This is a genomic window from Streptomyces pilosus, assembly GCF_014649835.1.
Taxonomy (GTDB): Bacteria; Actinomycetota; Actinomycetes; order Streptomycetales; family Streptomycetaceae; genus Streptomyces; species Streptomyces pilosus.
In genome coordinates this window covers 185,527-211,151 of record NZ_BMTU01000011.1, presented here as the reverse complement: position 1 = coordinate 211,151, position 25,625 = coordinate 185,527, and the positions used below count along the sequence as shown (strand labels likewise).

At 71.0% G+C, this 25,625-nt stretch carries 23 protein-coding genes and 2 pseudogenes; 11 read left to right on the top strand and 14 right to left on the bottom strand.

Annotated features, from left to right (window positions below; translation table 11 throughout):
- Positions 1-80 precede the first annotated feature (80 nt).
- The 7 genes from IE118_RS25225 to IE118_RS25200 all read right to left on the bottom strand — a co-directional run bounded on the left by IE118_RS25225 (position 81) and on the right by IE118_RS25200 (position 6,268).
- Positions 81-992 (bottom strand): M56 family metallopeptidase, encoded by a 912-nt coding sequence (locus tag IE118_RS25225; RefSeq protein ID WP_189560320.1) that lies wholly within the window; start codon positions 990-992, stop codon positions 81-83.
- On the bottom strand, positions 989-1,357 hold the full coding sequence (locus IE118_RS25220; RefSeq protein ID WP_189560319.1) for a BlaI/MecI/CopY family transcriptional regulator: 369 nt from the start codon (positions 1,355-1,357) through the stop codon (positions 989-991). The genes IE118_RS25225 and IE118_RS25220 overlap by 4 nt, the downstream gene beginning before the upstream one ends.
- 236 nt (positions 1,358-1,593) lie before the next feature.
- Positions 1,594-3,057, bottom strand: coding sequence for a UvrD-helicase domain-containing protein (locus IE118_RS25215; protein ID WP_189560318.1), 1,464 nt, complete (start codon positions 3,055-3,057; stop codon positions 1,594-1,596).
- A gap of 23 nt (positions 3,058-3,080) precedes the next feature.
- Positions 3,081-3,608 (bottom strand): hypothetical protein, encoded by a 528-nt coding sequence (locus IE118_RS25210; RefSeq protein ID WP_189560317.1) that lies wholly within the window; start codon positions 3,606-3,608, stop codon positions 3,081-3,083.
- Complete coding sequence (locus IE118_RS34140) at positions 3,605-4,492, bottom strand: DUF6083 domain-containing protein (protein ID WP_229846929.1); 888 nt, start codon at positions 4,490-4,492, stop codon at positions 3,605-3,607. Before IE118_RS34140 ends, IE118_RS25210 begins: the two co-directional genes overlap by 4 nt.
- Before the next feature lie 138 nt (positions 4,493-4,630).
- Positions 4,631-4,915, bottom strand: a complete 285-nt coding sequence (locus IE118_RS25205) for a helix-turn-helix transcriptional regulator (protein ID WP_189560316.1) — start codon at positions 4,913-4,915, stop codon at positions 4,631-4,633.
- Between the two features lie 1,200 nt (positions 4,916-6,115).
- Entirely contained in the window at positions 6,116-6,268 is a 153-nt protein-coding gene (locus tag IE118_RS25200) for a hypothetical protein (protein ID WP_189560315.1), read from the bottom strand.
- Between the two features lie 442 nt (positions 6,269-6,710).
- On the opposite strand from IE118_RS25200, the gene argC reads away from it, so the two are divergent.
- From argC to IE118_RS25175, 5 genes are read left to right on the top strand one after another with little or no spacing between them, the layout of a single operon-like run.
- On the top strand, positions 6,711-7,739 hold the full coding sequence (argC, locus tag IE118_RS25195; RefSeq protein ID WP_189560314.1) for an N-acetyl-gamma-glutamyl-phosphate reductase: 1,029 nt from the start codon (positions 6,711-6,713) through the stop codon (positions 7,737-7,739).
- Complete coding sequence (argJ, locus tag IE118_RS25190) at positions 7,736-8,887, top strand: bifunctional glutamate N-acetyltransferase/amino-acid acetyltransferase ArgJ (RefSeq protein WP_189560313.1); 1,152 nt, start codon at positions 7,736-7,738, stop codon at positions 8,885-8,887. The genes argC and argJ overlap by 4 nt, the downstream gene beginning before the upstream one ends.
- Positions 8,884-9,786 carry an acetylglutamate kinase gene (gene argB, locus IE118_RS25185; protein ID WP_189560312.1) on the top strand — a complete coding sequence of 301 codons (903 nt, stop codon included), beginning with the start codon at positions 8,884-8,886 and terminating at the stop codon, positions 9,784-9,786. Before argJ ends, argB begins: the two co-directional genes overlap by 4 nt.
- Positions 9,783-10,991 carry an acetylornithine transaminase gene (locus tag IE118_RS25180; protein ID WP_189560311.1) on the top strand — a complete coding sequence of 403 codons (1,209 nt, stop codon included), beginning with the start codon at positions 9,783-9,785 and terminating at the stop codon, positions 10,989-10,991. The genes argB and IE118_RS25180 overlap by 4 nt, the downstream gene beginning before the upstream one ends.
- Before the next feature lie 7 nt (positions 10,992-10,998).
- The gene (locus IE118_RS25175) at positions 10,999-11,538 is read left to right on the top strand and encodes an arginine repressor (RefSeq protein ID WP_030867522.1); all 540 of its coding nucleotides are present in this window, start codon (positions 10,999-11,001) and stop codon (positions 11,536-11,538) included.
- Between the two features lie 245 nt (positions 11,539-11,783).
- On the opposite strand, the gene IE118_RS25170 is transcribed toward IE118_RS25175, so the two are convergent.
- The 6 genes and pseudogenes from IE118_RS25170 to IE118_RS25145 all read right to left on the bottom strand — a co-directional run bounded on the left by IE118_RS25170 (position 11,784) and on the right by IE118_RS25145 (position 16,533).
- On the bottom strand, positions 11,784-12,521 hold the full coding sequence (locus IE118_RS25170; protein ID WP_189560375.1) for an FAD:protein FMN transferase: 738 nt from the start codon (positions 12,519-12,521) through the stop codon (positions 11,784-11,786).
- Positions 12,522-12,576: 55 nt separating this feature from the next.
- Positions 12,577-13,371 carry an FMN-binding protein gene (locus tag IE118_RS25165; RefSeq protein WP_189560310.1) on the bottom strand — a complete coding sequence of 265 codons (795 nt, stop codon included), beginning with the start codon at positions 13,369-13,371 and terminating at the stop codon, positions 12,577-12,579.
- A gap of 52 nt (positions 13,372-13,423) precedes the next feature.
- Positions 13,424-14,806: a ferredoxin reductase family protein gene (locus IE118_RS25160; protein ID WP_189560309.1), complete on the bottom strand. Its 1,383-nt coding sequence runs from the start codon at positions 14,804-14,806 to the stop codon at positions 13,424-13,426.
- A 76-nt stretch (positions 14,807-14,882) separates the two neighbouring features.
- Positions 14,883-15,074: pseudogene (locus tag IE118_RS25155) on the bottom strand (hypothetical protein); the annotation flags it as partial.
- 77 nt (positions 15,075-15,151) lie between these two features.
- On the bottom strand, positions 15,152-15,739 hold the full coding sequence (locus tag IE118_RS25150) for a pyridoxamine 5'-phosphate oxidase family protein (RefSeq protein WP_189560308.1): 588 nt from the start codon (positions 15,737-15,739) through the stop codon (positions 15,152-15,154).
- 96 nt (positions 15,740-15,835) lie between these two features.
- Positions 15,836-16,533: pseudogene (locus tag IE118_RS25145) on the bottom strand (hypothetical protein).
- A 226-nt stretch (positions 16,534-16,759) separates the two neighbouring features.
- On the opposite strand from IE118_RS25145, the gene IE118_RS25140 reads away from it, so the two are divergent.
- From IE118_RS25140 to IE118_RS25120, 5 genes are all read left to right on the top strand, one after another.
- Positions 16,760-17,953, top strand: coding sequence for an argininosuccinate synthase (locus IE118_RS25140; RefSeq protein WP_189560307.1), 1,194 nt, complete (start codon positions 16,760-16,762; stop codon positions 17,951-17,953).
- Positions 17,954-18,048: 95 nt separating this feature from the next.
- Positions 18,049-19,482, top strand: coding sequence for an argininosuccinate lyase (gene argH / locus IE118_RS25135; protein WP_189560306.1), 1,434 nt, complete (start codon positions 18,049-18,051; stop codon positions 19,480-19,482).
- Positions 19,483-19,663: 181 nt separating this feature from the next.
- The gene (locus tag IE118_RS25130; protein WP_189560305.1) at positions 19,664-20,635 is read left to right on the top strand and encodes an aldo/keto reductase; all 972 of its coding nucleotides are present in this window, start codon (positions 19,664-19,666) and stop codon (positions 20,633-20,635) included.
- A gap of 86 nt (positions 20,636-20,721) precedes the next feature.
- Positions 20,722-21,291 carry a TetR/AcrR family transcriptional regulator gene (locus tag IE118_RS25125; RefSeq protein WP_221345330.1) on the top strand — a complete coding sequence of 190 codons (570 nt, stop codon included), beginning with the start codon at positions 20,722-20,724 and terminating at the stop codon, positions 21,289-21,291.
- The gene (locus tag IE118_RS25120) at positions 21,288-22,829 is read left to right on the top strand and encodes an MFS transporter (RefSeq protein ID WP_189560303.1); all 1,542 of its coding nucleotides are present in this window, start codon (positions 21,288-21,290) and stop codon (positions 22,827-22,829) included. The genes IE118_RS25125 and IE118_RS25120 overlap by 4 nt, the downstream gene beginning before the upstream one ends.
- A 329-nt stretch (positions 22,830-23,158) precedes the next feature.
- On the opposite strand, the gene IE118_RS25115 is transcribed toward IE118_RS25120, so the two are convergent.
- A complete protein-coding gene (locus IE118_RS25115) occupies positions 23,159-23,788 on the bottom strand; it encodes a lysophospholipid acyltransferase family protein (protein WP_229846934.1) in 630 nt (209 codons plus the stop codon).
- A 457-nt stretch (positions 23,789-24,245) separates the two neighbouring features.
- Between IE118_RS25115 and IE118_RS25110 the strand changes: the two genes are divergently transcribed.
- A complete protein-coding gene (locus tag IE118_RS25110; protein WP_189560301.1) occupies positions 24,246-25,415 on the top strand; it encodes a glycerophosphodiester phosphodiesterase in 1,170 nt (389 codons plus the stop codon).
- The last annotated feature ends 210 nt before the right edge of the window (positions 25,416-25,625 follow it).

Sequence of the window (25,625 nt, the reverse complement as noted above, 5' to 3'; positions counted from 1 at the left end):
TGGAGTCGAGGTTGGTGATCTCAATGTTCTTGCCGGTGCGCGGGGCGTGGATGGCCTTGCCGTGGCCTTTTTGGCTGGATTTATCCGATGGGCACACAGGCGAACATCAGCGGAAGCACCGGTACCACCGCTGCTGTGGCGGCCACCGTTCCACGGAGCGCGACGTGCGGTCGTCGCTGCGGGATGAGCACCCGCCGCATGCGGGCCACCGCGCTCGGGCCGTTCACCGCGAATGCGCCTGCTGGGGCGGCTTTGGCCGCCGCCATCGCGTACAGGGCCGTGGCCAGCTCCTCGCGGGACTGGCGGCGCAGGGCACGGTCGTCGGCGATCATCTCCAGGAGCACGGAGGTCTGCTCCTTGGCGTGATGGGCGAGTGGGAGGCGGCGGAAAATACGGGCGAACGCCTGGGTGGCGGCCAGTGCCAGGTGGTGACGGCCCGTGATGTGGGAGCGCTCGTGTTCGAGTACGGCCTCGAGCTCCCCCGGGGACAGCAGCCGCACGGCACCCGCGCTGACGACGACCCGCGGTTTGTATCCGGGCAAGCAGTAGGCGGCCGGCACGTCGTGATCGAGGACGGTGGCGCACAGCTGCGGCGAGCGGCGCCCCACCATGTCCAGGATTTTCCGGTGGCGGGAACGGGCGCGGCGGCCACGAAATGCTTCGAAAACAAAGCACGCGAATACGAGAAGTAACACCGAGATCGGCAGAGCGATCACCAGGCGGTTCACGACCGCGGGGTCGGGGACTGTGGTCGCGGTGGCCAGACCGCAGTAATGCAGCGCGCCGATCACATTGGCGTGCAGGTGCTCGGTGGGCATCGCGAGATGATGGACGGCGAGCGCGATGGCGATGGTGAACGACACCGTCAGCCCGTGCCAGACAGCCAGAGCCAGCGTCGGCGCGCGATGGGGCCAGGCACTGCGCAGCAACAGCCGCGGTGCCAGGAAACCGACTCCTGCCACGTAGCCGAGCAGCGCGGGCGCCGCGTTCACGACTCGGCCTGCCGCCCCACTGCGCGCAAGGCCTTGCGCAGGGCACCGATCTCGTCGGGATCCATCTGCTGGACGAAGTGGGCGAGAGCCACCGGACGGTCCGCACTCGCGCCGAGGGCCTCCTCCATGAGCGCTGCCGCGTACTCCTCCCGGCTGCGGACCGGCGTGTACACCCAGGCCCGGCCCTGCTTGCTGCGCAGCAGCCAGCCCTTGTTGTAGAGGATGTTCGCGACGGTCATCACCGTCGTGTAAGCGAGCGGCCGCTCCTCGTTGATGTCGTCGACGACCTCACGGACTGTCGCCGGCCGCTGCCACCGCCAGAGACGGTCCATGATCTCCGCCTCGAGATCCCCCAGCCGCCGCATGGCTCGTTCCCCTTCCGCTGCACATACGCAGCGACATAGTAGAACGCGCCTTCCGCTGTCCGGAACCCACGACGTTGCAGAGCCCTGCAGAGCTCCGTGTGCTGACCTGAATCATGGTCCGTGATCAGAGCCAGCCGCCGATCACCACCCTCTCGATCGCCACCGCCCGCGGGCAGGAGGAACGTGGGGCATGGGCGGTGACGCCTTCTGCGCGACACCCACCGGAAGGATGGCGTTTAGCCCCTGCGGGTTGGGTGGTTCTCGATCCACGCCAGTCCTCCAAGGTCCAGATGGTGGCGGGCGCGCGTTACGGCTACATACGCGAGGCGCGCGTCAGTTGCATTCACAGGTTCCGGGATCGGGCAGCCCCGGTCGTCAAGGCGGTCGGTGTCTGGGGGCGGCGGAAAGTCATCGGCGATCTTGACCTTGAGCCATTCCCGACCTTTGGCCTTGTGAGCGGTCGAGACCGTGACATCGGCCTGCCCTTCATCGGACAGCGCATCGACCGCAGCGATAATGGCCTGCGGGCCGTAGGTGTCGACGAGTTCCACGAACGGCTGCAGGTCACGACCTGCTGGATCATGCTCGGCGTAATCCTGTACCTCGCCCCACGAGGCGAACAGCACGAGTTCGTGGTGCGAGGTGCGCCTACCGTCCTTGAGGTCTCGGGCGGCAGAAGCCAGTGCAACCAGCGTTTTCCCGCCCCTGGCCAGTGCGACGCGGTGGCCGCTCGAGAGCAGCCTCATGGCCTCCTTCATAGCCCCGATGTTGGTACGACACAGCACAGCGTCCGGAGAGCTGACCAGGCCGACTTCCGTGGAGATCGAATCTGTGCCCGTCAGCCGGATAGTCGCGTCGGTGAACGCGAGCCACCGGTTTGCCTGTTCGGCAAGGAGCGGGCCGAAGCGAAACGAGCGGGTCAGGGTCAGGTGGGTGGCGTCGAAGCCTGTCATCACGTCTCGGGCTCCCCTCCAGCCGTAGATGGCCTGGGCGGAGTCGCCCACCATGACCAGCTGAGCGTGTGCACGCTGAGCACTGAAGACCTGCTCCAGGACCGGATTGGTGTCCTGCGCCTCGTCAAGGAAGAGGAAGTCTGCGTCGATCTTCGGTTCTGTCAGGGCCCACATCTTCAAGTAGTGGTCGTGGTCGAAGCGGACCACTCCCTGCTCGGCATCCTGCAGATCACCCCATGCCTTTTTGGCGAAAGGCATGACGGCCTCGATGAGTTGGGCGTGCTCAACGTGGGTTCCGAGGCCGCGCAGCGTCGGAACGTGGTGGGGCGCCAGAGATCGATCAGCTGATTGGCAGAAGCGGGTCACCGTGCGCAGCACGCTGTGTGACAGGGCTCTGTGGCTGATTTCGTGGCCGCCGATGCGGACCGGAGCGGTGATCCCGAGGGCTTGCCCGATCCTCCATGCTGGTTGACGTGGGCTGTTGAGGCGGCGGACGTAACGGTGGCCGAAGGCGGCGTAGGCGGTGGCATGGGCCGTCTTGCACACGACGGACCTGGGGAAACGGGTCGAGGCGTCGTGTGCGATGTCCTTGTTGAAGGCGAGGTAGCGGCCGCGGCGTTTGGTGCTCGCAGCGAGCAGGCGCAGTGTGCTGGTTTTGCCGGTGCCAGCGCCGGCTTGCAGCACGAGGTGGCGGCCGTCGCGGAAGACCTCGACGGCGCGTGCCTGTTCGTCTGTGGGCGTGTGCAACAAGGGCTCCGAGGAAGGGAGGGCTAAGCGGTGGGAAGCGAGCCGCTCGGACGATCGCCGCGACCGGGACAAGGCTCTGGGCTGACGGAAGGGTCGCGGTGGCACAGGATGCGGGCTGTGCAGGCCAGTACCTCTTCCGGACGGTGGTGAGCGAGCAGGTCCTCGAGCTGCGCTGCCAGTGCTCGTAAGCGATCCTCTTCTCTCCGGCGCAGGGCTTTCGTCACGCTGTGGCTGAGGTACTCGGCAGGCCGCTGTCCGGTGGCGGCCGCGGCTTGGCCGATCAGCGCTCGTGTGGCCGGGCCGAACTCGACGTTGAGGACGACCTGACCAGTAGGGCTGGGGTAGTGGGTGGTCAGGACATCGAGAGGCAGCACGTGTTGAAGTCGTCGGCGCACCGACTTCAGTGCGCGGCCTGGAGTTTTGGCTGGGTGGACGGCCATCAGCCGGGTGCGGTCTTTGTTCGCCCCGAGAGGCAGGGTGCGGCAGGCCCGGCGGAGTTCGTGGTGCGTGACCGGCCTGGTCAGCAGGATTTCCACCACGTGATGGGTCATGGTCGGGCTCCGTGGTGAGCCGGGCCTCCCGGAGGCTGTCGGCGGCCGCGGGTTGGCAGGCGACACTGGATGTGGGCGTGGTGGACGAGAGGGTCGAAAGGCTCCCACTCGGCCATTGCCAGGTCTGCGGCGGAGGGAGCTGCAGCGTGGACGGAACAGCGCTGCATGCGCCAGCGCAACTGTTCCCCGTAAGGCAGGGCGGCCAAGTCGTACAACGCCATGACCTGTGCTGGGAGGGCGAGTTGGCCTTTTACGGCTGTTGCGGGAACCAGCCTCCAGATGCCGGCCAGGCTGTCTGGGGTGAGCAACGTCTGAGTGCAGCGGTCGCGGTGGCGCGTCTGGGCGACACACTGGATCTTGTCCACGGGATGGGCGGCGATGTAGCGAACGTAGAGAAGTTGCACGATGGGCCGCGCAGGCCGGCAGGCATCTTGCGACGGTGCGGCACCGTGCGGTGTCACCGAAGGTGTGAAGGCACCGACGTCGATCAGGCGGCGTGTGCGAAGAGCCAATTCCCTTCGTAGGCCAGCCAGCCCGGAGGTCGACGGCAGGGCCACGGCTTCGCGTGCGGGACAGATGACGGCGTGGGCCAGACGACACCATGGGGTGCCGTCACCGGCAGGGTGAGCGATGCCCGAGCTGATGTGCCAGCGGAGGTCGACGGGCACACCTACTGCCGGTAGTTCCCCGGGGTGCAAACGAATAGAACGGTCGTCACTGCGGGAATACCGCTCGACTGAGTTGCCGCATTCACGGCAGTGACTGCGCTGAGCGCAACGTAGGAGCCGACTGGGGCTCTCAGGAGCCACACGCAGCGATCGCGGACGACAGGCGACGACGGGGCTGCCGTCCCAGTGGCGTTGGGGTCGAGGTGAGGAGCGCATGCCCGTGAAGGTGCCAGGCAACACGCCGCAGTGCCCGCGGCCGGGCGGAACTCGTCCCTCAGACGGCCGCAATCGCTACACATGCGTTCGATTGCTCGCTCACGTTTTCGCGCGGCGTCGCCGGTTTGGGTTGTTGCCTCAGGTCGCCTGAGTAGACCGGGAATCCCCACCCTGCCCGGGAGACTCATGGTCGCCGCACAAGGTGCCGAAGAGCTGGTCGAGTGGAGTGCTCAGTGCGTGAGCGAGGGCGTGCCACGTCTTAAGAGTGCCGATGGTGCGCCCCTGCTCAATCTCGATCAGAGTCCGCCTGGCCAGTCCGCTCCGGGCGGCCAGCTCGTCATAGGTCCACCCACGCGCCGCCCGCAGCCGAGCGAGTTCCAGGCGCAAGGCCTCGAAGTCGGGGTCGGGCAGGAAGATCGTCACCCGACCATCCGACGGTGCAGACACCTGCCCTGTCAGTGCAGACCTCTGCCCTAATTCGGGCCACAAGGGTGACAACCGAAGGGCAGACATCTGCACTAGCGTGTGCGCCCGATTCCGGCCCCGCATAGGCCGGCGCGAGCGAAGGCGGGAGGAAGGCACGCGCCATGAGGCTCTGCTTTACAGGTTCGGGAGTCACGCGCACCTGGGCGGTGGAACTGCGCCCGCAGCCCGGCGGGCCAGTCCTCGTTTGTCAGCAGTGCCCCCACGGTGAGCGGCGGCTCATCGGCTCTGCGGCTCGGACAGAGGTCCTTGCCCACCTGGGCTGGCACGCACGTCGAAATTTGCTGCCTTCACACCTGCGGACCTGTCAATGCCACGAGCGGGGATGCGGCTGGCATCCCCGTCACCGCGGATGTCAGGGCCCGATCCGGCTCCTTCTGATCCGCGAGCGCGGAGGGCGCCTATGGCGCCTTACGGACGCATGTGCCGCATGCGCGGCTGCCACCTCCCAAGCCGCTGTCGTTCCCGACACAATTCTGGCCGCTGCGGACTCACCTCGACAGCAAGCAAATCCGCGCCCCAGGCGCCGTCCAAGGGGACCCGACAGCCGAACACGGGTGCGGGAAATGCTCAACTACCTTGCCGTCACTCTGCCGACCGGGACAGGGGCCGAGGCCCGATTGATGGCTCTGCAGTTCGCGCTACGCATGAACGACAAGGCCCGAACCAGGGTCTCCCACGGCGTGCTGCGCAGCCTTCGTCTCGGCGCCGCTGCACACGGCTGGGACGAACTATTGCGAGCCGGGTGGCTGCTCCCCCTTCCGCACAGAGGCCGTGCACTCGAGGTTCAGCTACTCGACACGGCCCTGCTCACGCAACACCCCGCCCGCCCGGACCGGCTCCGCGCAGCCGACTGGGCCCTGCGCGCCGCCTGCTGCTCCCGGGCCCGTTTGGGCCCTCTCCCCCTGCTCGTCACCCTGTGCCTCGAAGCCCATTCAACTCCCGGAGAGGACAACGGAACCGCCGATTCGGAACTGCTGGCGCGAGAGTGCGGGGTATCCCCGTCTGGGCTCGCCCTCACCCTCGACCACCTCACGACGAAGCATGCTCTGAGGTCCTGGCACACCGGCCCGATGCCGGAGGATCTGTGCTGGACGCTCGCGGAATCGGTCCGGGATGAGTAGGCACCCGGCTGCATGATCAACTCACCAGGCCGAGATTGATCAGGCGGACGCCCATCGCCGCATCGCTGACCTCAAAGAGTGCAGCCAGCGCGGCGGCGCTGCGATCCGGGTCCTGGCGGACAACCCCGGGGAGTCGCTGAAGCTCCGGCCGGACAAGGTCAGCCGGCACAGCAAAAGCATCTGCTTCGATCTCCTCGCGGTCACTCGCCGCGCTGAGGTCTTGTCCCGAAGATTGACCCGCACGGGCCGGTCCAGCACTACTTCGCGTCCGGGGTGCAGAAGCAGATGGCCGAACTCATGGGCGATGCATATATGAAACGCGCTGGTCAGACCACTCTCACCTGCGGCGGCGGCCCTCCTCAGGCGCCGGGCGGATCATCGGCCTCGACGCCCCGGCGCTCACTCACAGTCAGCATCCTCGCTCATGATCCGCCAACTATCCCTCTCAAGATCCGCCAACAAGAATGCTCCACGGCCTGCTGACCTGCACGGCTCGAACCATGATCCGCCAACTAAAATTGTTGGTCACACCGGTCGCGACTCGCCTTCCTTGCGGCGTTGCATAAACGTGCGGCTATACGTATAGTCATGCCATCGAGGAGGAGGTTGTCGTGAGCGTACGGGTGGCAGTGGCCGGGGCCAGCGGATATGCGGGTGGGGAGCTTCTGCGCCTGCTGCTGGCGCACCCCGGGGTGGAGATCGGCGCGCTGACCGGGAACTCCAACGCCGGGCAGCGGCTCGGGAGCCTCCAGCCGCACCTGGCGCCGCTCGCCGAGCGGGTGCTCGAGGCGACCACGGCCGACGTGCTCGCCGGACACGACGTCGTCTTCCTCGCCCTGCCGCACGGGCAGTCCGCCGCCGTCGCCCAGCAGCTCGGGCCGGATGTGCTCGTCGTCGACATGGGCGCCGACCACCGGCTCACCGACGCCGGCGACTGGGAACGGTTCTACGGCTCCCCGCACGCCGGCACCTGGCCCTACGGCCTTCCCGAACTGCCGGGTGGCCGCGCCGCGCTGGAGGGGTCCAAGCGCATCGCGGTGCCCGGTTGCTACCCCACCGCCGTCTCGCTGGCCCTGGTACCCGCCTACACGGCGGGGCTCGCCGAGGCCGAGGCGGTGATCGTCGCCGCCTCCGGCACCTCCGGCGCGGGCAAGGCGGCCAAGCCGCACCTGCTGGGCAGCGAGGTCATGGGATCGATGTCGCCCTACGGCGTCGGCGGCACCCACCGGCACACCCCCGAGATGATCCAGAACCTCAGCGCGGCGGCGGGGGAGCGGGTCTCCGTCTCCTTCACACCGACCCTCGCGCCCATGTCCCGCGGCATCCTCGCCACGTGCACCGCCAGGGCCGTGCCCGGGGTCACCGCGGAGTCCGTCCGGGCCGCCTACCAGAAGGCGTTCGCCGACGAGCCCTTCGTCCGCCTGCTCCCCGAGGGCCAGTGGCCCGCCACGGCGTCCGTCCACGGGTCCAACGCCGTGCAGATCCAGGTCGCGTACGACGAGGCGGCGGGGCGCATCATCGCGATCAGCGCCATCGACAACCTGACCAAGGGCACCGCGGGCGGTGCCGTCCAGAGCATGAACATCGCCCTGGGTCTCGACGAGACCACGGGACTGACGACGATCGGAGTTGCGCCGTGAGTGTGACGGCAGCACAGGGATTCACGGCGGCGGGCATCGCCGCCGGGATCAAGGAGAACGGCAACCCCGACCTGGCCCTCGTGGTCAACAACGGCCCCCGCCGCGCCGCCGCCGGCGTCTTCACCTCCAACCGCGTCAAGGCCGCACCCGTGCTCTGGTCCGAGCAGGTGCTCAAGAGCGGTCAGCTCTCCGCCGTCGTCCTCAACTCCGGTGGCGCCAACGCCTGCACCGGACCGAAGGGCTTCCAGGACACCCACGCCACCGCCGAGAAGGCGGCCGAGGTGCTCGGCACCGGCGCGGGCGCGATCGCCGTCTGCTCCACCGGACTCATCGGCGTCCTGCTGCCCATGGACAAGCTGCTCCCGGGCGTGGAGACCGCCGCCGCCCAGCTGTCCGAGCACGGCGGTGAGAAGGCCGCGATCGCCATCAAGACCACCGACAGCGTCCACAAGACGTCCGTCGTGACCAAGGACGGATGGACGGTCGGCGGCATGGCCAAGGGCGCCGGCATGCTCGCCCCCGGCCTCGCCACCATGCTGGTCGTCCTCACCACCGACGCCGACCTCGGCTCCGACGTGCTCGACCGGGCCCTGCGGGACGCCACCCGGGTCACCTTCGACCGCGTCGACTCCGACGGCTGCATGTCCACCAACGACACGGTGCTGCTGCTCGCCTCCGGCGCCTCCGGCATCGCACCCGCCCACGAGGAGTTCGCCGAGGCCGTACGGGCCGTCTGCGACGACCTCGGCCGGCAGCTCATCCGCGACGCGGAGGGCGCCAGCAAGGACATCAAGGTGGAGGTGGTGGGCGCCGCGAGCGAGGACGACGCCGTCGAGGTGGGCCGCTCCATCGCCCGCAACAACCTCCTCAAGTGCGCCCTCCACGGCGAGGACCCCAACTGGGGCCGCGTGCTCTCCGCGATCGGCACCACGAAGGCCGTCTTCGAGCCCGACGAGCTGAACGTCGCCATCAACGGCGTCTGGGTCTGCAAGAACGGCGGCGTCGGCGAGGACCGCGACCGGGTCGACATGCGCTACCGCGAGGTCCACATCGTCGCCGACCTCGCCGCCGGTGACGCCACCGCCACCATCTGGACGAACGACCTCACCGCCGACTACGTCCACGAGAACAGCGCGTACAGCTCATGAGCACGACGAGGAAGCACACCGCGCTGCCCAAGGCGCAGATCCTCATCGAGGCGCTGCCCTGGCTGACCCGGCACCACGGCAGGACCGTCGTCATCAAGTTCGGCGGCAACGCCATGGTCGACGAGGACCTGAAGGCCGCCTTCGCCCAGGACGTGGTCTTCCTGCGGCACGCCGGCCTCAAACCGGTCGTCGTGCACGGCGGCGGCCCGCAGATCAGCCGCGCCCTCGAAACGCACGGCATCGTCAGCGAGTTCAAGGCCGGCCTGCGCGTCACCACCGAGGACGCCATGGACGTCGTGCGCATGGTGCTCGCCGGACAGGTGCAGCGGGAGCTCGTCGGGCTGCTCAACCGGCACGGACCGCTCGCCGTCGGCCTCACCGGCGAGGACGCGCACACCCTCACCGCCACCAAGCACCAGCCCCGGATCGACGGAGAGCTGATCGACATCGGGCGGGTGGGCGAGATCACCGAGATCGACACGGGCGCGATCGAGGCACTGCTCGCCGACGGCCGCATCCCGGTCGTCTCCTCCGTCGCCCGCTCCCAGGACGATCACCATGTCTACAACGTCAATGCTGATACGGCGGCTGCGGCACTCGCTGCTGCACTGGGCGCCGAAACCCTCATGGTCCTCACGGACGTCGAGGGACTCTACGAGGACTGGCCGCACAGCGACGAGGTGATCAGCCGTCTCACCGCGTCCCAGCTCGAGAAACTCCTGCCGGAGCTGTCCTCGGGGATGGTGCCGAAGATGGAGGGCTGCCTGCACGCCGTGCGCAACGGAGTCACCACCGCCCGCGTCATCGACGGCCGGGTCCAGCACTCGATCCTGCTGGAGATCTTCACGGACGAGGGCATCGGCACGATGGTCGTGCCCGACGAACAGGGGGAGTCGTGAGCAACGCGGAACTCACCGCGCGGTGGCAGGGCGCGCTGATGGACAACTACGGCACCCCGCGCCTGCCGCTGGTACGCGGCGAGGGCGCCCGGGTGTGGGACGCCGACGGCAAGGAGTACGCCGACTTCGTGGGCGGCATCGCGGTCAACGCGCTCGGCCACGCCCACCCGGCGGTCGTCGAGGCCGTGAGCCGGCAGATCGCCTCCCTCGGCCACGTCTCCAACCTGTTCGTCGCCGAACCCCCCGTCGCGCTCGCCGAGCGGCTCGTCCGGCTCTTCGGCCGCGAGGGCAGGGTCTACTTCTGCAACTCGGGCGCCGAGGCCAACGAGGCCGCGTTCAAGATCGGCCGGCTGACCGGGCGGACCCACATGGTCGCCACCGACGGCGGCTTCCACGGCCGCACGATGGGCGCTCTCGCGCTCACCGGCCAGCCCGGGAAGCGGGAGCCGTTCCTGCCGCTGCCCGGCGACGTCACCCACGTCCCGTACGGCGACGCGCAGGCGCTGGCCGCCGCCGTCACCGACGACACCGCACTGGTGATCATCGAGCCGGTACAGGGCGAGAACGGGGTCGTGGTGCCCCCGCCCGGCTACCTGAAGGCGGCCCGCGCGATCACCGCGGCCACGGGAGCGCTCCTCGTCCTGGACGAGGTGCAGACCGGGATCGGCCGGACAGGAAACTGGTTCGAGTACCAGGCGCACGACGGTGTCCTGCCGGACGTCGTCACGCTGGCGAAGGGGCTCGGCGGCGGACTGCCGCTCGGCGCCACCGTCGCCTTCGGGCGCGCGGCCGAGCTGCTGCGGCCCGGCCAGCACGGGACGACCTTCGGCGGCAACCCCGTCGCCTGCGCCGCCGGACTCGCCGTTCTCGACACCGTGGAGAACGAGGGGCTGCTGGAGAACGCCAAGCGGCAGGGCGAGAGACTGCGCGGCGGAATCGAGGCGTCCGGCCACGCCCTGGTCGACCACGTCCGGGGTGCGGGCCTCCTGCTGGGTATCGTGCTCACCGAGCCGCTCGCACCCCAGGTGCAACAGGCGGCTCAGGACGCCGGGTTCCTCGTGAACGCGCCGGCCCCCGATGTCGTTCGGCTCATGCCGCCGCTGACCCTCGGGGACGACGCGGTGGACGCCTTCCTCGGGGCACTGCCCGGCATCCTGGACCAGGCCGGTACGGCGGCGGGTGGGGAAGGACGATCCGGAGAATGAGACGACGATGAGCCAGGAGCAGGACCAGGGCCAGCAGGCCGGCCCCGCCGTGCCGCAGACGCGCACCGCACGTCACCGCCGGATCGTGGACATCCTCAACCGGCAGCCGGTGAGGTCGCAGAGCCAGCTCGCGAAGCTGCTCGCCGACGACGGGCTGAGCGTCACCCAGGCGACGCTCTCCCGCGACCTGGACGAGCTGAACGCGGTGAAGATCCGCAACACCGACGGGGACCTGATCTACGCGGTGCCGAGCGAGGGCGGGTTCCGCACGCCCCGGGCGCCGCTGGGCGGCTCCGCCAAGGAGGAGCGGATGCGGCGGCTCTCGCAGGAGCTGCTGATCTCCGCGGAGGCGTCCGCGAACCTCGTGGTCCTGCGCACCCCGCCGGGGGCGGCTCAGTTCCTGGCCTCGGCGATCGACCAGGCGGAACTGCACGACATCCTCGGCACGATCGCCGGCGACGACACGTTGCTGCTGATCAGCAGGGAGCCGACGGGAGGGCAGGCCCTGGCCGACCACCTGCTGCGCCTGGCACAGAACGGCCACTGACCGCTCCCCGGTGAGGGGCCGGGGGCGGTGACTGAGGGAAACCGCTCAGCCCGCGGTGCCGCCGTTGTCCCCGGGCGCGGGGAACCGCGCGACCGGCCCCCGACATCCGCCGGTCGCCGCACGCGGCCCGCTCGCCGAGGGTGAGCGGGGCCGAACCACGGGACCGCCGGTGCCGCCGTCCCCCCCCCCGGAGGCGCGGGGAACGGCGCGACCGGACCCCGACCCCCTCCCGCCCGAGGTGCCGCTCAGCCCAGCCATCCCGCCAGTCCTCCGGTGCACCGGACCTCGTCACCCGCGGTGATTAGCAGCCCCTCGACCCCCGGCAATGATTCCAGCCACCGCAGGCCCTCCCGCGATCCCATCGCGAACGCCGCGGTCGCCCAGCAGTCCGCCCACGTCAGCCGCGGCGCCACCACCGTCACCGCCACCAGGTCGGTCACCGCCGGCCGTCCGGTGCGCGGGTCGACGATGTGGTCCCCCCGCTCGGCGGTACCGGACGTCGCCACGGCCACCTCGTCCGCACCGGCCGCGGAGACCACGGCGGCGAGCCCGCCCGGCCGCAGCGGATCCGACACCCCGACCCGCCAGGGCCGCCCCGCCCCCGGCGCACCCAGCAGCTGCACGTCCCCGCCCCCGTTGACGCTCACCCCCGACGCCCCCGCAGCGGCCAGCCGCCGGGCGGCCCGCTCGGTGGCCCACCCCTTGACGATCCCGGTGGGGTCCGGCCGTCCCCGGTAGCGCGCGCTGAACCAGCCCCCGCTCACCCGCTCCGCCTCCGCCGCCAGCTCCAGCACCTCGGCGACCTCCGGATCGCAGTCCGCGACGCTCAGCTCCCCGCGTGCCAGCCGGGAGATCTGGCTGTCGTCGCGGTACGTGCTGAACACCTCGTCGACGCGGTGCAGCCCCGCGACGGCATCCCGCACCGCCGCGCGCACCGCGTCCGGTTCCCCGCCGCGGACGTCGAGGGAGAACACGGTCCCCATCGTCTCCTCCGCATGACGCACCGCGGCGGGAGCCTCGGCCGGTTCGGCCACCGTGTCAGCCACCGGCCTTGTCCAGCGCCGACTGGAGGGACTGCTTGTACCCGGCGCTGGTGTACGTGGCCCCCGACACCGCGTCGATCTCAGCGCTGCCGGCCGCCACCGCGGCCTGGTTCAGCTTCGGCACGGCGTTGGAGTTCACCTGGTCGCTCTGGCCGCCCTTGGGCGTCTGCACCGCCTCGGCCTCGGTGATCTTCCCGCCGGTGACGGTGATCCGGACCTGCACCGGCCCGTACTGCGTCTGCGCCGCGTCCCCGGTGACGGTCCGCGCCCGGTCCTCGGCGGCGTCACCGCCCGCGTCCGCACCGCCGCCGCCCCCGGCACCGCCGCCGCCCGAGCCCCCGGCCGCCCGCGCCTTGTCCAGCGCCGACTGCAGCGACTTCTTGTACCCGGTGCTGGTGTACGTGGCTCCCGAGACCGTGTCGATCTCGGCGCCCTGCGCCGTCACGGCCGCCCGGTTGAGCCTCGGCACGGAGCTGGAGGTGACCTGGTCGCTCTGGCCGCCCTTGGGCGCCTGCACCGCCTCCGCCTTGGTGATCTTCCCGCCGTTCACCGTCAGACGCACCTGCACCGCGCCGTACTGGGTGCTCACCGCCTCGCCGGTGACCGTGCCGTCGCCGATGGGCTGCGAACCGCCCTGCGGGGACTGGGCCGCCGCGGGCGGGGCCGCGCCGCCCGCCGCCTGGGCCGCGCCCGGATCGGACGCCGGCTTGAGCGACAGCAGCAGCACGATCCCGGACACGGTGGCGGCGGTCGCGAGCACGGCGCGCCGGACGGGGTGACTCTTCCTCATCGCTTCTCAAGCTCCTGATGGGTGTGGATGACCGGGGTCGACGGCCCGTCGCTCACATCTCGAACGACTCGTGATGGATACGGCGGGCGGGGACCCCGGCGCCGCGCAGTGCTTCGTACACCGACTGTGCGAAACCGGGCGGCCCGCACATGAAGACGTCGTGGCGGTCGACGTCCGGGATCTTCCGCTGCAGGCTCTCCGCCGAGATGTCCGGACGTTCCCCGTCGGGGCTGTTCACCGCGTACATCAGCCGCGCGCCCCGCTCGTCGGCGATCTTGGCCAGCTCGCCCCAGAGCGCCAGGTCCTGCGTGCTGTTGGCGCGGTAGAGCAGCGTGATGTCACCGGCGGCGCCGGGCAGCGTCTCGAACAGCGCCCGCATCGGCGTGATGCCCACCCCGCCCGCCACCAGCAGCACCTTGCCCCGGCTGCGGCGCTGCGCGGTCAGCGCCCCGTACGGTCCCTCCGCCCACACCCGCGTGCCGGGCTCCAGTTCCCGCAGTCGGGAGGTGTGGTCACCGATGGCCTTCACCGTGATCCGCAGCATGTCGGGTCGGGGCGCCGCCGACAGCGAGTACGGGTGGGAGCTGAACCGCATCCCGGGGGCGAGGAAGCGCCAGCGGAAGAACTGTCCCGCCTCCGCGCCCATCCGGTGCAGCCTGCGCCCGCCGATCAGCACGGACACGATGCCCGGCGTCTCCTCGATGACCGCCTCGACCCGCATCCGGTGCCGCAGGTTGAGCCGCACCGGGGTGATGATCCGGTACCACAGGACCAGCGCGGTCACCACGCCGTACAGCCCGTACCAGAAGGTCTTCGCGGCCGGCTCGACGGCGAACTCGTTGCCGGTGGTGATCTGGTGCCAGAACGTCAGGAAGACCGCGGCGTACGTCAGCAGGTGCACGTGGTACCAGCCGTCGTACGGCAGCCTGCGCCGGACGGGGCCGATGGAGAGGAACGCGATCACGAACAGCAGGCCGGTGCCGATGGCGGCCTTGCCCATGTCCGGCAGCGTGTTGATGGACGTGATCGTCTGCTGCACGATGTCGCCGAGGCTCCGGCCGGACTGGCGGGCGTACCCCCACATGATGAGGAAGACGTGCGCGATGACCAGGCTGACGGTGTACCGGCCGCTCATCGCGTGCCAGCGGGCGACCCGGTCCGACCCCACCCGGCGTTCCAGGGCGGGCACCCGCGCCATCTGGAGCACCACCAGGGCCATCAGGTAGCCGCCGAGCAGACCGGTGATCCGGCCGGCGGCGATGATCTTCCCGGTGGTGTCCGCGATGGACGGCGTATTGGCCCACCACAGCCACAGCACGGCCACCGCGCCCGCGCCCACGGCGAGCAGCAGGGGCACGGCGGGGGAGCGGCGGGGACGGATGCGGCGCATCGTCTGACGGCGGGCGGCACGGCCGCCGGCGAGCGTGGTGGTCACGGTTCCTCCGTGGGGACTTGACCCTTGGCCCACACATACGTGCCGTCACGCAGCAGCGTTCAGAGGAGATCCGGGTTCAGTACCGGGTGATGGCGGTGGGCCCGCCCGTGGTGCCGATCGCGAGCTGCGGTGCCCGCCCCGGAACGGCCCAGCGCAGGATCCGGCGCATCGCGTCCCCGGGCACGGACACGCACCCCGCCGTCGCCCCGCGCCCGTCGACGTGCAGGAAGATCCCGGCGCCCCGCCCGCGCACCGGACGGCGGTAGTCGGCCGGCCGCCGGTGCCGGGGGCGAGCAGCGACAGGGAGAGCAGGACGGCGGCGGAGACGGCACCGGTGAGCATGGCTCAGACGGTGGACGGGGGCAGCGGCAACGGCAGCCCGGGCAGTCCGTCCAGGCTCGTCGCGATGTGCTCCTTCTTGGTGAAGTAGGCGTCGAGCGAGGCGTCGTCCTCCCGGGCGAACCGCTTCCCGTGCAGGTCCCGGTCGCTCTCGTACGCCATGAAGGGCACCGCGTAGCCGCAGGTGTCGCGGATCAGCTCGGCCGTCACGACGACGACGGCACGCAGTCCGTGGGCGGTGTGGTCGATGCCGGGGAAGCGGGCGAGCAGCCCGGGGAAGCGCGGATCGTCCCGGAAGACGGGCTCCCCCCGGCCGTGTACGCGCACGATGTTCGGCGGTCCCTGGAAGGCGCACCACATGAGGGTGATGCGGCCGTTCTCCCGCAGGTGGGCGATGGTCTCGGCGTTGGAGCCGGCGAAGTCGAGGTAGGCCACGGTCAGCTCGTCCAGGACGGCGAAGGACCCCTTGAGCCCCTTGGGGGAGAGGTTGACCGTGCCGTCGGCGGAGAGGGGGGCGGTGGCGGTGAAGAAGACCGGCTGCTCCTCGATGAACGTGCGGAGGCGGCCGTCTATGCGCTCATGCGTCTTTCCCATGTCGGACCATTATGGGCGCGGATCTTTCGACTGTCCGAGGAAATTCCGTGGCCGCCCCGGCCGGTGTTGAACGGGGCGGCCACAGTGCCTGTCACCTCACTCGGTGAGCGTGCAGGCAGCCAGGGAGTCCAGGCCGGCGGGGCGTTCGGCGGTGCGGCCGATGGCGGTGGCGATGCGGTTGATGGCGGCGAAGCGCTTGTCCTCCAGGGGGCCGAGGATGGCGTTCTGCACGAAGTTCGGTCCGCCCTGTCCGACGGTGTCGACGAGGCGCTGGTTTGCTTCGGCGATCTGCTTGTCGAGGTCGCCGAGGGTGCGGTCCACCTCGGCCCGTGCGGAGGCGGGCACGGCGGGCAGCCGCGGCGCCACGTCGGGGCAGGAGATCGCCCCGGCGCCGGTGTTCCCCGCCTGGCCGGTGTCCTCCCCGCCGCCCTGGTCCGCTCCCTGCCCGGAGTCCCCGGCGGGCGGCGTCGTGGCCTGCCCGCCGCCGGCGTCCTGCCCGGTGTCCTGGCCCGCTCCGCCCTGGCCCGCTCCGCCCTGCCCGGCGAGCGAGCACGGGGCGAGCGCGTCCAGGCGGCCCGTGCGGAGGCGGGCACGGCGGGCAGCCGCGGCGCCACGTCGGGGCAGGAGATCGTGCCGGGCCCCGCCAGTGTCCGGGCGTCCGCCCCGGAGCCGTCCCCGGACGACTCGCCTGCGAGGGCGGTGCCGGCGATCACCGCGCCGGTCAGCGCGATGGCGGCGGCACCGCCGATGAAGCCGACGCGGCGCTTGTTGTACTTCGGAAGAGCCCTGGACATGCGGATGCCTCACTCGGGGTCGGGATGTGTACGAGCGGTACGGGGTGGAACGACGCGGCGCCTGCGTCCGGGGAGGGATACGGGAAAGCGGTTTCAGGTGTTCATGTGCCACCTGGATCCGGCCACCGCATGGCCGAAACAGTGGCCATCCGGACGGCAGATTGACGAATCATGCGGACTCCTGCATACTCATGCATGTCAGCGAATGCACTGTGAGGAGAAACCCGTGACCGAGCGCGTCGTACTCGCCTATTCGGGCGGTCTGGACACCTCCGTCGCCATCGGCTGGATCGCCGAGGAGACGGGCGCCGAGGTCATCGCCGTTGCGGTCGACGTCGGCCAGGGCGGCGAGGACCTGGACGTCATCCGCAAGCGCGCCCTCGCGTGCGGCGCCGTCGAGGCCGAGGTCGCGGACGCCAAGGACGAGTTCGCCGACGAGTACTGCCTCCCGGCGATCAAGGCCAACGCCCTCTACATGGACCGCTACCCGCTGGTCTCGGCGCTGTCCCGGCCGACGATCGTCAAGCACCTCGTCGCCGCCGCGCAGAAGCACGGCGCCACCACCGTCGCCCACGGCTGCACCGGCAAGGGCAACGACCAGGTCCGCTTCGAGGCCGGCATCGTCGCCCTCGCCCCCGACCTGAAGTGCATCGCCCCGGTCCGCGACTACGCCATGACCCGCGACAAGGCCATCGCCTTCTGCGAGGCCAAGGGCCTGCCGATCGCCACCACCAAGAAGTCCCCGTACTCCATCGACCAGAACGTCTTCGGACGCGCCGTCGAGACCGGCTTCCTCGAGGACATCTGGAACGCCCCGATCGAGGACGTCTACGAGTACACGCAGAACCCGGCCGTGGCGCGCGAGCCCGACGAGGTCGTCATCACCTTCAAGGAGGGTGTGCCGGTCGCCCTCGACGGCAGGCCCGTCACCGTGCTCCAGGCGATCCAGCAGCTCAACGAGCGCGCCGGCGCCCAGGGCGTCGGCCGGATCGACATGGTCGAGGACCGCCTCGTCGGCATCAAGTCCCGCGAGGTCTACGAGGCGCCCGGCGCCATCGCGCTGATCACCGCCCACCAGGAGCTGGAGAACGTCACCGTCGAGCGTGAACTGGCCCGCTACAAGCGGCAGGTCGAGCAGCGCTGGGGCGAGCTGGTCTACGACGGCCAGTGGTTCTCCCCGCTCAAGCGCGCCCTGGACGGCTTCATCACCGAGGCCAACCAGCACGTGAACGGCGACATCCGGATGACCCTGCACGGCGGCCGCGCCGTCGTCACCGGCCGGCGCTCCGAGTCGTCGCTGTACGACTTCAACCTGGCCACCTACGACACGGGCGACACCTTCGACCAGGCGGCGGCCAAGGGCTTCATCGACATCTACAGCCTGTCGTCGAAGATCGCCGCCAAGCGCGACCTCGCCTGACCGGCCGACGACCCGCACGCACTGGCCCGACAGCCGCCTCCTCACACGACCGTGGGGAGGCGGCGGCACATCCGGAACCCTGGAGGAGCACGCAAGTGAGCAGCAACAGCGGTGACGTACGGCTCTGGGGCGGCCGTTTCGCCGACGGTCCCGCCGAGGCCCTGGCGAAGCTGTCCGCGTCCGTCCACTTCGACTGGCGGCTCGCGCCCTACGACATCGCCGGCTCCCGCGCCCACGCGCGTGTCCTGCACAAGGCGGGCCTGCTCACCGAGGACGAGCTTACCCGCATGATCGAGGGGCTCGACCGGCTCGAGGCCGACGTGGCCTCCGGCGACTTCACCGGCACCATCGCCGACGAGGACGTCCACACCGCCCTGGAGCGCGGCCTGCTGGAGCGCCTCGGCGCCGACCTCGGCGGCAAGCTGCGCGCGGGCCGGTCCCGCAACGACCAGGTGGCCACCCTCTTCCGCATGTACCTGCGGGACCACGCCCGCGTTCTCGGCGGTCTGCTCGCCGACCTCCAGGACGCGCTGACCGGCCTCGCCGAGGCCCACCCCGACGTGGCGATGCCCGGCCGCACCCACCTCCAGCACGCCCAGCCGGTGCTCTTCGCCCACCATGTCCTCGCCCACGTCCAGGCACTGTCCCGGGACGCGGAGCGGCTGCGCCAGTGGGACGAGCGCACGGCGGTGTCGCCGTACGGCTCGGGCGCCCTGGCCGGTTCCTCCCTCGGCCTGGACCCGGAGGCGGTCGCCGAGGACCTCGGCTTCGAGCGCGGCAGCGCCGGCAACTCCATCGACGGCACCGCCTCCCGGGACTTCGTCGCGGAGTTCGCCTTCATCACGGCGATGATCGGGGTGAACGTCTCCCGGATCGCCGAGGAGGTCATCATCTGGAACACGAAGGAGTTCTCCTTCGTGACCCTGCACGACGCCTTCTCCACCGGCTCGTCGATCATGCCGCAGAAGAAGAACCCGGACATCGCCGAGCTGGCGCGCGGCAAGTCCGGCCGGCTGATCGGCAACCTGACCGGCCTGATGGCCACCCTCAAGGCCCTCCCGCTCGCCTACAACCGGGACCTCCAGGAGGACAAGGAGCCGGTCTTCGACTCCATCGACCAGCTGGAGATCCTGCTGCCCGCCTTCACGGGCATGATGGCCACCCTCACCGTGCACCGCGAGCGCATGGAGGAACTGGCCCCGGCCGGTTTCTCCCTGGCCACCGACATCGCCGAGTGGCTGGTCAGGCAGGGCGTGCCGTTCCGTGTCGCCCACGAGGTGGCCGGCGAGTGCGTCAAGGCCGCCGAGTCCGAGGGCAAGGAACTGGACGAGCTGACCGACGAGCAGTTCGCCGGGATCTCCGCCCACCTCACCCCCGAGGTGCGGACGGTCCTCGACGTCCCGGGTGCCCTCGCCTCCCGCAACGGCCGCGGCGGCACCGCCCCGAGCGCGGTGGCCGTCCAGCTGGCCGAACTCAAGGCCGACCTCGCCGCCCAGCACGCCTGGGCCGACGCCGCACGCCGGAACTGACCGCACACCCCTGAGGGCGGTCCCCCAGGGGCGCGGGGAACTGCGCCACCCGCCCCGGCGCACCCGCAGGCGCCCACGCACAGCGTGACCGACCTCGACGGCGCCCGCTTCCCCCAGTGGAGCGACACCGCAGGCTACGTTGGTCGGAACGCCGAACCGGACCCGACCGACGGAGCCCGCGATGCCCTTCGCCCGACTGGCGACAGCGACCACCCCCACCTGCCACATCGGCCTCGGCCTCGCCGCCGTCGGCCGCCCCGGCTACATCAACCTCGGGCGGGACGACGACCTCGGGGACGACCGCGGCGTCGAGGCGCTGCGCACCCGCACCCACGAACTTCTCGACGCCGCCTACGCCCAGGGCGTGCGCTACTTCGACGCCGCCCGCTCCTACGGCCGCTCCGAGGAGTTCCTCGCCGGCTGGCTGGACGTCCACCCGGAAGCCGGTGACGTCGTCATCGGCAGCAAATGGGGCTACACCTACACCGCCGGCTGGACCACCGACGCCGAGCGGCACGAGGTCAAGGACCACTCCCTCGCCGCCTACGAGCGTCAGCGCGCCGAGTCCGACGCGCTGCTGGGGGAGCGGCTCGACCTCTACCAGATCCACTCGGTGACCCCGGAGAGCCCCGCCCTCACCGACAAGGAACTGCACGCCCGGCTGGCGGAGGCGGCGGCCCAGGGGGTCACCGTCGGCTTCTCCACCAGCGGCCCCGCCCAGGCGGACGCGATCCGCGCCGCCCTCGCCGTCACCGTCGACGGCGAACCCCTCTTCCGTACCGTGCAGTCCACCTACAACGCCCTGGAGACCTCCGCGGGGCCCGCGCTCGCCGAGGCCCACGAGGCGGGCCTCACCGTGATCGTCAAGGAGGGCATGGCCAACGGCAGGCTGGCCGCGCCGAACGCCCCCGAGGTGCTGCGGGCCGTCGCCGAGGAGACCGGACTGGGCTGCGACGCCGTCGCCCTGGCGGTCGTGCTGCGCCGGCCGTGGGCCGGCGTCGTCCTCTCCGGCGCGGCGACCACCGGCCAGCTCGCCTCCAACCTGCACGCCGCCGCCGTCGACCTCACCGACGAGCACATGGACCGCCTCGCCGTCCTGGTCGAGCAGCCGGGCGCCTACTGGGAGCGGCGCGGGCAGCTGCCCTGGCACTGACCCGCCACACCGTCGACGCCCCCTTGTGGTGAGACGCGTACGCCTTGCATGAGACATCAATGTCTCATGTGCGGTACTCTCGTCGCATGGCTGTCGACCGTGACCAGGTGCTGCGCAGTGCCGCCGCCCTGCTGACCCGCAAATCCACCGCGACGATGGACGAAGTCGCCAAGGCGGCCGGGATCAGCCGCGCCACCCTGCACCGGCAGTTCGCCGGGCGTGACGCGCTGGTCCGGGCGCTGGAGGCGCTCTGCATCGCGGAGTGCGAGGCCGCCCTGGCGGCGGCCCGGCCCGACGAAGGGCCCGCCACCGACGCCGTGCGGCGCCTGGTCGCCCACATCGAGCCCAACGCCCCGTTGATCGCCTTTCTCTACACGGAGAACCAGCTCTTCGAGGGCGAGGAACAGAACGAGGGCTGGGCCAGGATCGACGAACGCGTCGCCGCCCTCTTCACGCGCGGGCAGGCGGGCGGGGAGTTCCGCATCGATCTCACGCCGGCCTGGCTCACCGAGGCGCTCTACGGGCTGCTCGCCTCCGCCGCCTGGGCGGTGGCCGAGGGCCGCGTCGCCCCCAAGGACTTCACCCACATGATCGTCGAGCTGCTGCTCGGCGGCGTACTGCGCCAGGACGACCCGGCGCCGAGGAAGGAATCATGACCAGCGCCCTCCGGCCGGAGACCACGACCGAGGAGACCAAGCGCCCGGGCCGGTGGCTCGCCCTGTCCGTACTGGTGCTCGCCGTGCTGCTGGTGGCCGTCGACGCGACCGTCCTCGGCCTGGCCACCCCCTACATCAGCGAGGACCTCGCACCCACCGGCAGCCAGCTGCTGTGGATCGGCGACGTCTACTCGTTCGTCATCGCCGGTCTGCTCGTCTCCATGGGCAGCCTCGGCGACCGTATCGGCCGCAAGCGCATCCTGCTGTGGGGCGCCACCGCGTTCGGCGCGATATCCGTGCTCAACGCCTACGCCCACACACCCGAGCTGATGATCGTCGCCCGGGCCCTGCTGGGCGTCGCCGGCGCCACCCTGATGCCGGCCACCCTCGCCCTGATCCGCAACCTCTTCCACGACCCGCGCGAGCGCAGTCTCGCCATCGGCATCTGGGGCGCGACCGCATCCGCGGGCACGGCCGTCGGGCCGGTCCTGGGCGGCTTCCTGCTCGAACACTTCTGGTGGGGATCGGTCTTCCTGATCAACCTGCCCGTGATGGCGGTGCTCGTGGTCGTCGGCATCAAGCTGCTCCCCGAGTCGCGCACCACGAACCCCGGCCCGTGGGACATGGCCAGTGTGGTCCTGTCGCTCGTCGGCATGATCGGTGTGGTCTACGCGGTGAAGGAGACCGCCGGCCACGGCTTCACCTGGCCCGCGCTGGCCGCCGGACTGCTGGGCGCGGCCGCCCTCCACGGCTTCGTGCGCAGGCAACTCACGCTGCCCGTCCCGCTGCTGGACATGCGGCTGTTCCGGCACCGCGGCTTCAGCGGGGCCGTGCTCGCCGACCTGCTGACCATCCTCGGCCTGTCCGGGCTGGTGTTCTTCCTGTCGCAGTACCTGCAACTCGTCCAGGGCCGACGCCCGCTCGAGGCGGGCCTCGCCGAACTGCCCGCCGCGATCGGAGCGGTGGCGGCCGGACTGCTCGCCGGCCGGGCCGCCCGGCGCTTCTCGGTGCGCTCGGTCGTCGCCGGCGGACTGGCTTCCATCGGTCTCTCCCTCGCCGCGCTCACGGTGATCGGCCAGTCCACCGGATACCCGCTGCTCGGCGCGGCCCTGCTGTTCGTCGGTCTGGGCGCCGGCTTCTCCTTCACGGTGACCGCCGACGTGATCCTCTCCAGCGTGCCCAAGGACCAGGCGGGCGCGGCGTCCGCCGTCTCCGAGACGGCGTACGAACTCGGCGCGGCGCTCGGCATCGCCGTACTCGGCTCGATCGTGACCGGCGTCTACCGCGGCTTCACCGCCCCGCCGGGCACTCCGGCCGAGGCCCACGAGTCCCTGGGCGGCGCGGTGGAGGTGGCCTCCCACCTGCCCGCCTCCGTCGCCGGCCCGATGCTGGACGCGGCCCGCCAGGCCTTCGTCGACGGCCTCACCCTGGCAGCGGCCACCGGAGCGACCGTCCTCCTGGCCGCGGCCGCGGCCGCCTGGTACATGCTCCGGGACCAGCACCTCGCCACAGCCGAAGACCTCCCCACCAAGCCCTGACCGCCCGAGGGGCAACCGCGGTCCCCCTCGGGGGCGCGGGGGAACTGCGCCCAGCCCCCACGAACCCGCGCCCGTGGAGCGACCTCAGCCAACTCCAGGGGCGCGGGGAACTGCGCGACCGGCCACAACCGGCCCGCGCGGAAGGACAACCCCACCCGCCGGCGCCCGGGCAGCCAACTCCAGGGGCGCGAGGAACTGCGCGACCGACCACAACCGACCCGCGCCCGTGGGGCGACCTCAGCCAACTCCAGGGGCGCGGGGAACTGCGCGACCGGCCACGACCGGCCCGCACCCGTAGGACAACCCCACCCGCCGAGCCCAGCGCAGCGCTACGCTGCCTTCGCCTTGCTCGCGTACATGTCCACGTACTCCTGCCCCGACAGCCGCATCACCTCGGCCATCACCGAGTCGGTGACCGCGCGCAGGACGTAGCGGTCCCGGTCCATGCCCTCGTAGCGGGAGAACTCCATCGCCTCGCCGAAGCGCACCGTGACCTTGCCCGGCCGGGGCAGGCCCGCCCCGCCCGGCTGCAGCTTGTCCGTGCCGATCATCGCGAACGGCACCACCGGCGCGCCGGTCATCAGGGTGAGCCGGGCGATGCCGGTACGGCCCCGGTACAGCCGGCCGTCGGGGGAGCGGGTGCCCTCGGGGTAGATGCCGAAGACGTTGCCCTCCTCCAGCACCCGGCGCCCGGTCATCAGTGCCGCGACCCCGCCCCGGCCACCGTCGCGGTCGACCGGGATCATGCCGACGCCGGTGAAGAACCACGCCATCAGCCGGCCCTTGAGGCCCTTGCCGGTGACGTACTCGTCCTTGCCGATGAAGAAGACCTGACGGTCGCAGACGAGCGGCAGGATCATCGAGTCGATGAAGGTCAGGTGGTTGCCGGCCAGGATCACCGGACCGTCGCCCGGGATGTTCTCCGCACCCTCCACCTGTGGGCGGAACATCAGGCGCATGATCGGACCGAGCACTGCCTTGATGAGCGCGAAGCGGGACAACGGGCCCTCCGTGGGACGCGGACGCGGGTGATTGCTGTATGAGTCTGTGCAGGTGAGGACATTACTCGCGGCCCAGGGGGTTGCGCACACCGGGCTCGTGCGTGTTCACCGGGGTCTTACTCACTCTTGACCCGGGTTCATCTGCGGTGGCCCGCCGTGGCCGGCGCGAAACACGGCCGTCACGCTGTGACGGACGTCGCCCGGACCCGCACACGGCCGCGAGTGCCCCCGGCCGCCGGACCCAATCGGACGAGCCGTCACATCACCACCGGAATACGACAGGTGTACGTCATCCGTATGAGGGGCTGTACGACATCCAACCTCACCCGTGTGTTCGGCCCCGGGTCTCCCGTCCGTCAACCGCGCGCACCTACGATCGGCCCGCACCGGAGGAGCCGACACCAGGAGGACGCGCATGACCACGCGGGAGTCGAACGAACAGGCGGGCGGGACCGGACGGCGGGCCCTCCTCGGCGCGGCCGTGCTCGGCGCCTCGGGATCGGTCCTGGCGCTGGGCGGCACCGCGCGCGCCGCGGACGCCCGGCGCGGTGGCGGCCGGGGGCTGAAGGGCCTGCCCGTGCCGACGGTCATCGGCCACCGCGGCGCCAGCGGCTACCGGCCCGAGCACACCCTCGGCGCCTACCAGCTCGCCCTCGACATGGGCGCGGACATCGTCGAGGCCGGTGACCTCGTACCCACCCGGGACGGGCACATCGTGTGCCGGCACGAACCGGAGATCGGTGGCACCACCGACGTCGCCGACCACCCGGAGTTCGCCGGCCGCCGCACCACCAAGACGCTGGACGGCGTCCCCGTCACCGGCTGGTTCACCGAGGACTTCACCCTCGCCGAACTGAAGCGGCTGCGCGCCGTCGAGCGGATCCCCGCCAACCGCCCGCACAACACCCTCTACGACGGCCGCTGGGAGATCCCCACCTTCGAGGAGGTCCTGCGCTGGCAGGACGAGCAGACCCGCAAGCGCGGCAAGCAGGTCTGGATCTACCCCGAGACCAAGCACCCCACCTACTTCCGGAAGCTCGGCCTGGGTCTGGAGGAGCGCGTCGCGAGGATCCTGCGCCGGCACGACAAGCACCGCAGGAACTCCCCGGTCATCCTCCAGTCGTTCGAGCCGACCGGCGTCCAGCGGCTCAGCGGGCTCGTGGACAACCCGCTCGTGGTCCTCCTGTCCGCCGCGAACTCCCGGCCCTGGGACTTCGTTGAGTCCGGCGACCCGCGCACCGTCGCCGACCTCGTCACCCCCGAGGGCCTCAGGGAGATCGCCTCCTACGCGCAGGGCATCGGCCCCACCCTCGACCTGGTGATCCCGCGCGACGCGAACGGCCGGCTCACCCGCCCGACCACCCTGGTCCGCGACGCCCACCGGGCCGGACTGATCCTGCACCCCTACACCCTGCGCAACGAGAACCCCTTCCTGCCCGCCGACTTCCGCAGGGGCACCGACCCCGACGCCTACGGCGACGTGTTCGGCGCCTACCGCGCCTACTTCGCCACCGGGATCGACGGCGTCTTCACCGACCACCCCGACACCGGGCTGCTGGCGCGCGAGGACTTCCTCGGCAATTGAGCCGCACCGGCCGGAAAGGGCGATCTCGCGCCGCCCCGGGCGACCGTGCCCCGGGGCGGCCGTGTCGTCGGGCGTATACCGGGACATCGCAGGGGAGTTGGGTATCTCACAGGGCGGCCTCGGCCCGGAACGCACCGGATGCCTGGGATGTCCGCGGCGTTTGCTCGCGCCGGAGGTTGCGGCGCGCCGAGGACGGGGATAGGAGTGGGG

What these genes read in the sequence shown, in the direction of transcription:
- IE118_RS25220 (WP_189560319.1), bottom strand. Translation starts at nt 1,357, where the DNA reads ATGCGGCGGCTGGGGGATCTCGAGGCGGAGATCATGGACCGTCTCTGG.
- IE118_RS25210 (WP_189560317.1), bottom strand. Translation starts at nt 3,608, where the DNA reads ATGACCCATCACGTGGTGGAAATCCTGCTGACCAGGCCGGTCACGCAC.
- IE118_RS34140 (WP_229846929.1), bottom strand. Translation starts at nt 4,492, where the DNA reads ATGCGCTCCTCACCTCGACCCCAACGCCACTGGGACGGCAGCCCCGTC.
- argB (WP_189560312.1), top strand. Translation starts at nt 8,884, where the DNA reads ATGAGCACGACGAGGAAGCACACCGCGCTGCCCAAGGCGCAGATCCTC.
- IE118_RS25175 (WP_030867522.1), top strand. Translation starts at nt 10,999, where the DNA reads ATGAGCCAGGAGCAGGACCAGGGCCAGCAGGCCGGCCCCGCCGTGCCG.
- IE118_RS25170 (WP_189560375.1), bottom strand. Translation starts at nt 12,521, where the DNA reads ATGGGGACCGTGTTCTCCCTCGACGTCCGCGGCGGGGAACCGGACGCG.
- IE118_RS25165 (WP_189560310.1), bottom strand. Translation starts at nt 13,371, where the DNA reads ATGAGGAAGAGTCACCCCGTCCGGCGCGCCGTGCTCGCGACCGCCGCC.
- IE118_RS25150 (WP_189560308.1), bottom strand. Translation starts at nt 15,739, where the DNA reads ATGGGAAAGACGCATGAGCGCATAGACGGCCGCCTCCGCACGTTCATC.
- IE118_RS25130 (WP_189560305.1), top strand. Translation starts at nt 19,664, where the DNA reads ATGCCCTTCGCCCGACTGGCGACAGCGACCACCCCCACCTGCCACATC.
- IE118_RS25125 (WP_221345330.1), top strand. Translation starts at nt 20,722, where the DNA reads ATGGCTGTCGACCGTGACCAGGTGCTGCGCAGTGCCGCCGCCCTGCTG.
- IE118_RS25120 (WP_189560303.1), top strand. Translation starts at nt 21,288, where the DNA reads ATGACCAGCGCCCTCCGGCCGGAGACCACGACCGAGGAGACCAAGCGC.
- IE118_RS25115 (WP_229846934.1), bottom strand. Translation starts at nt 23,788, where the DNA reads ATGCGCCTGATGTTCCGCCCACAGGTGGAGGGTGCGGAGAACATCCCG.
- IE118_RS25110 (WP_189560301.1), top strand. Translation starts at nt 24,246, where the DNA reads ATGACCACGCGGGAGTCGAACGAACAGGCGGGCGGGACCGGACGGCGG.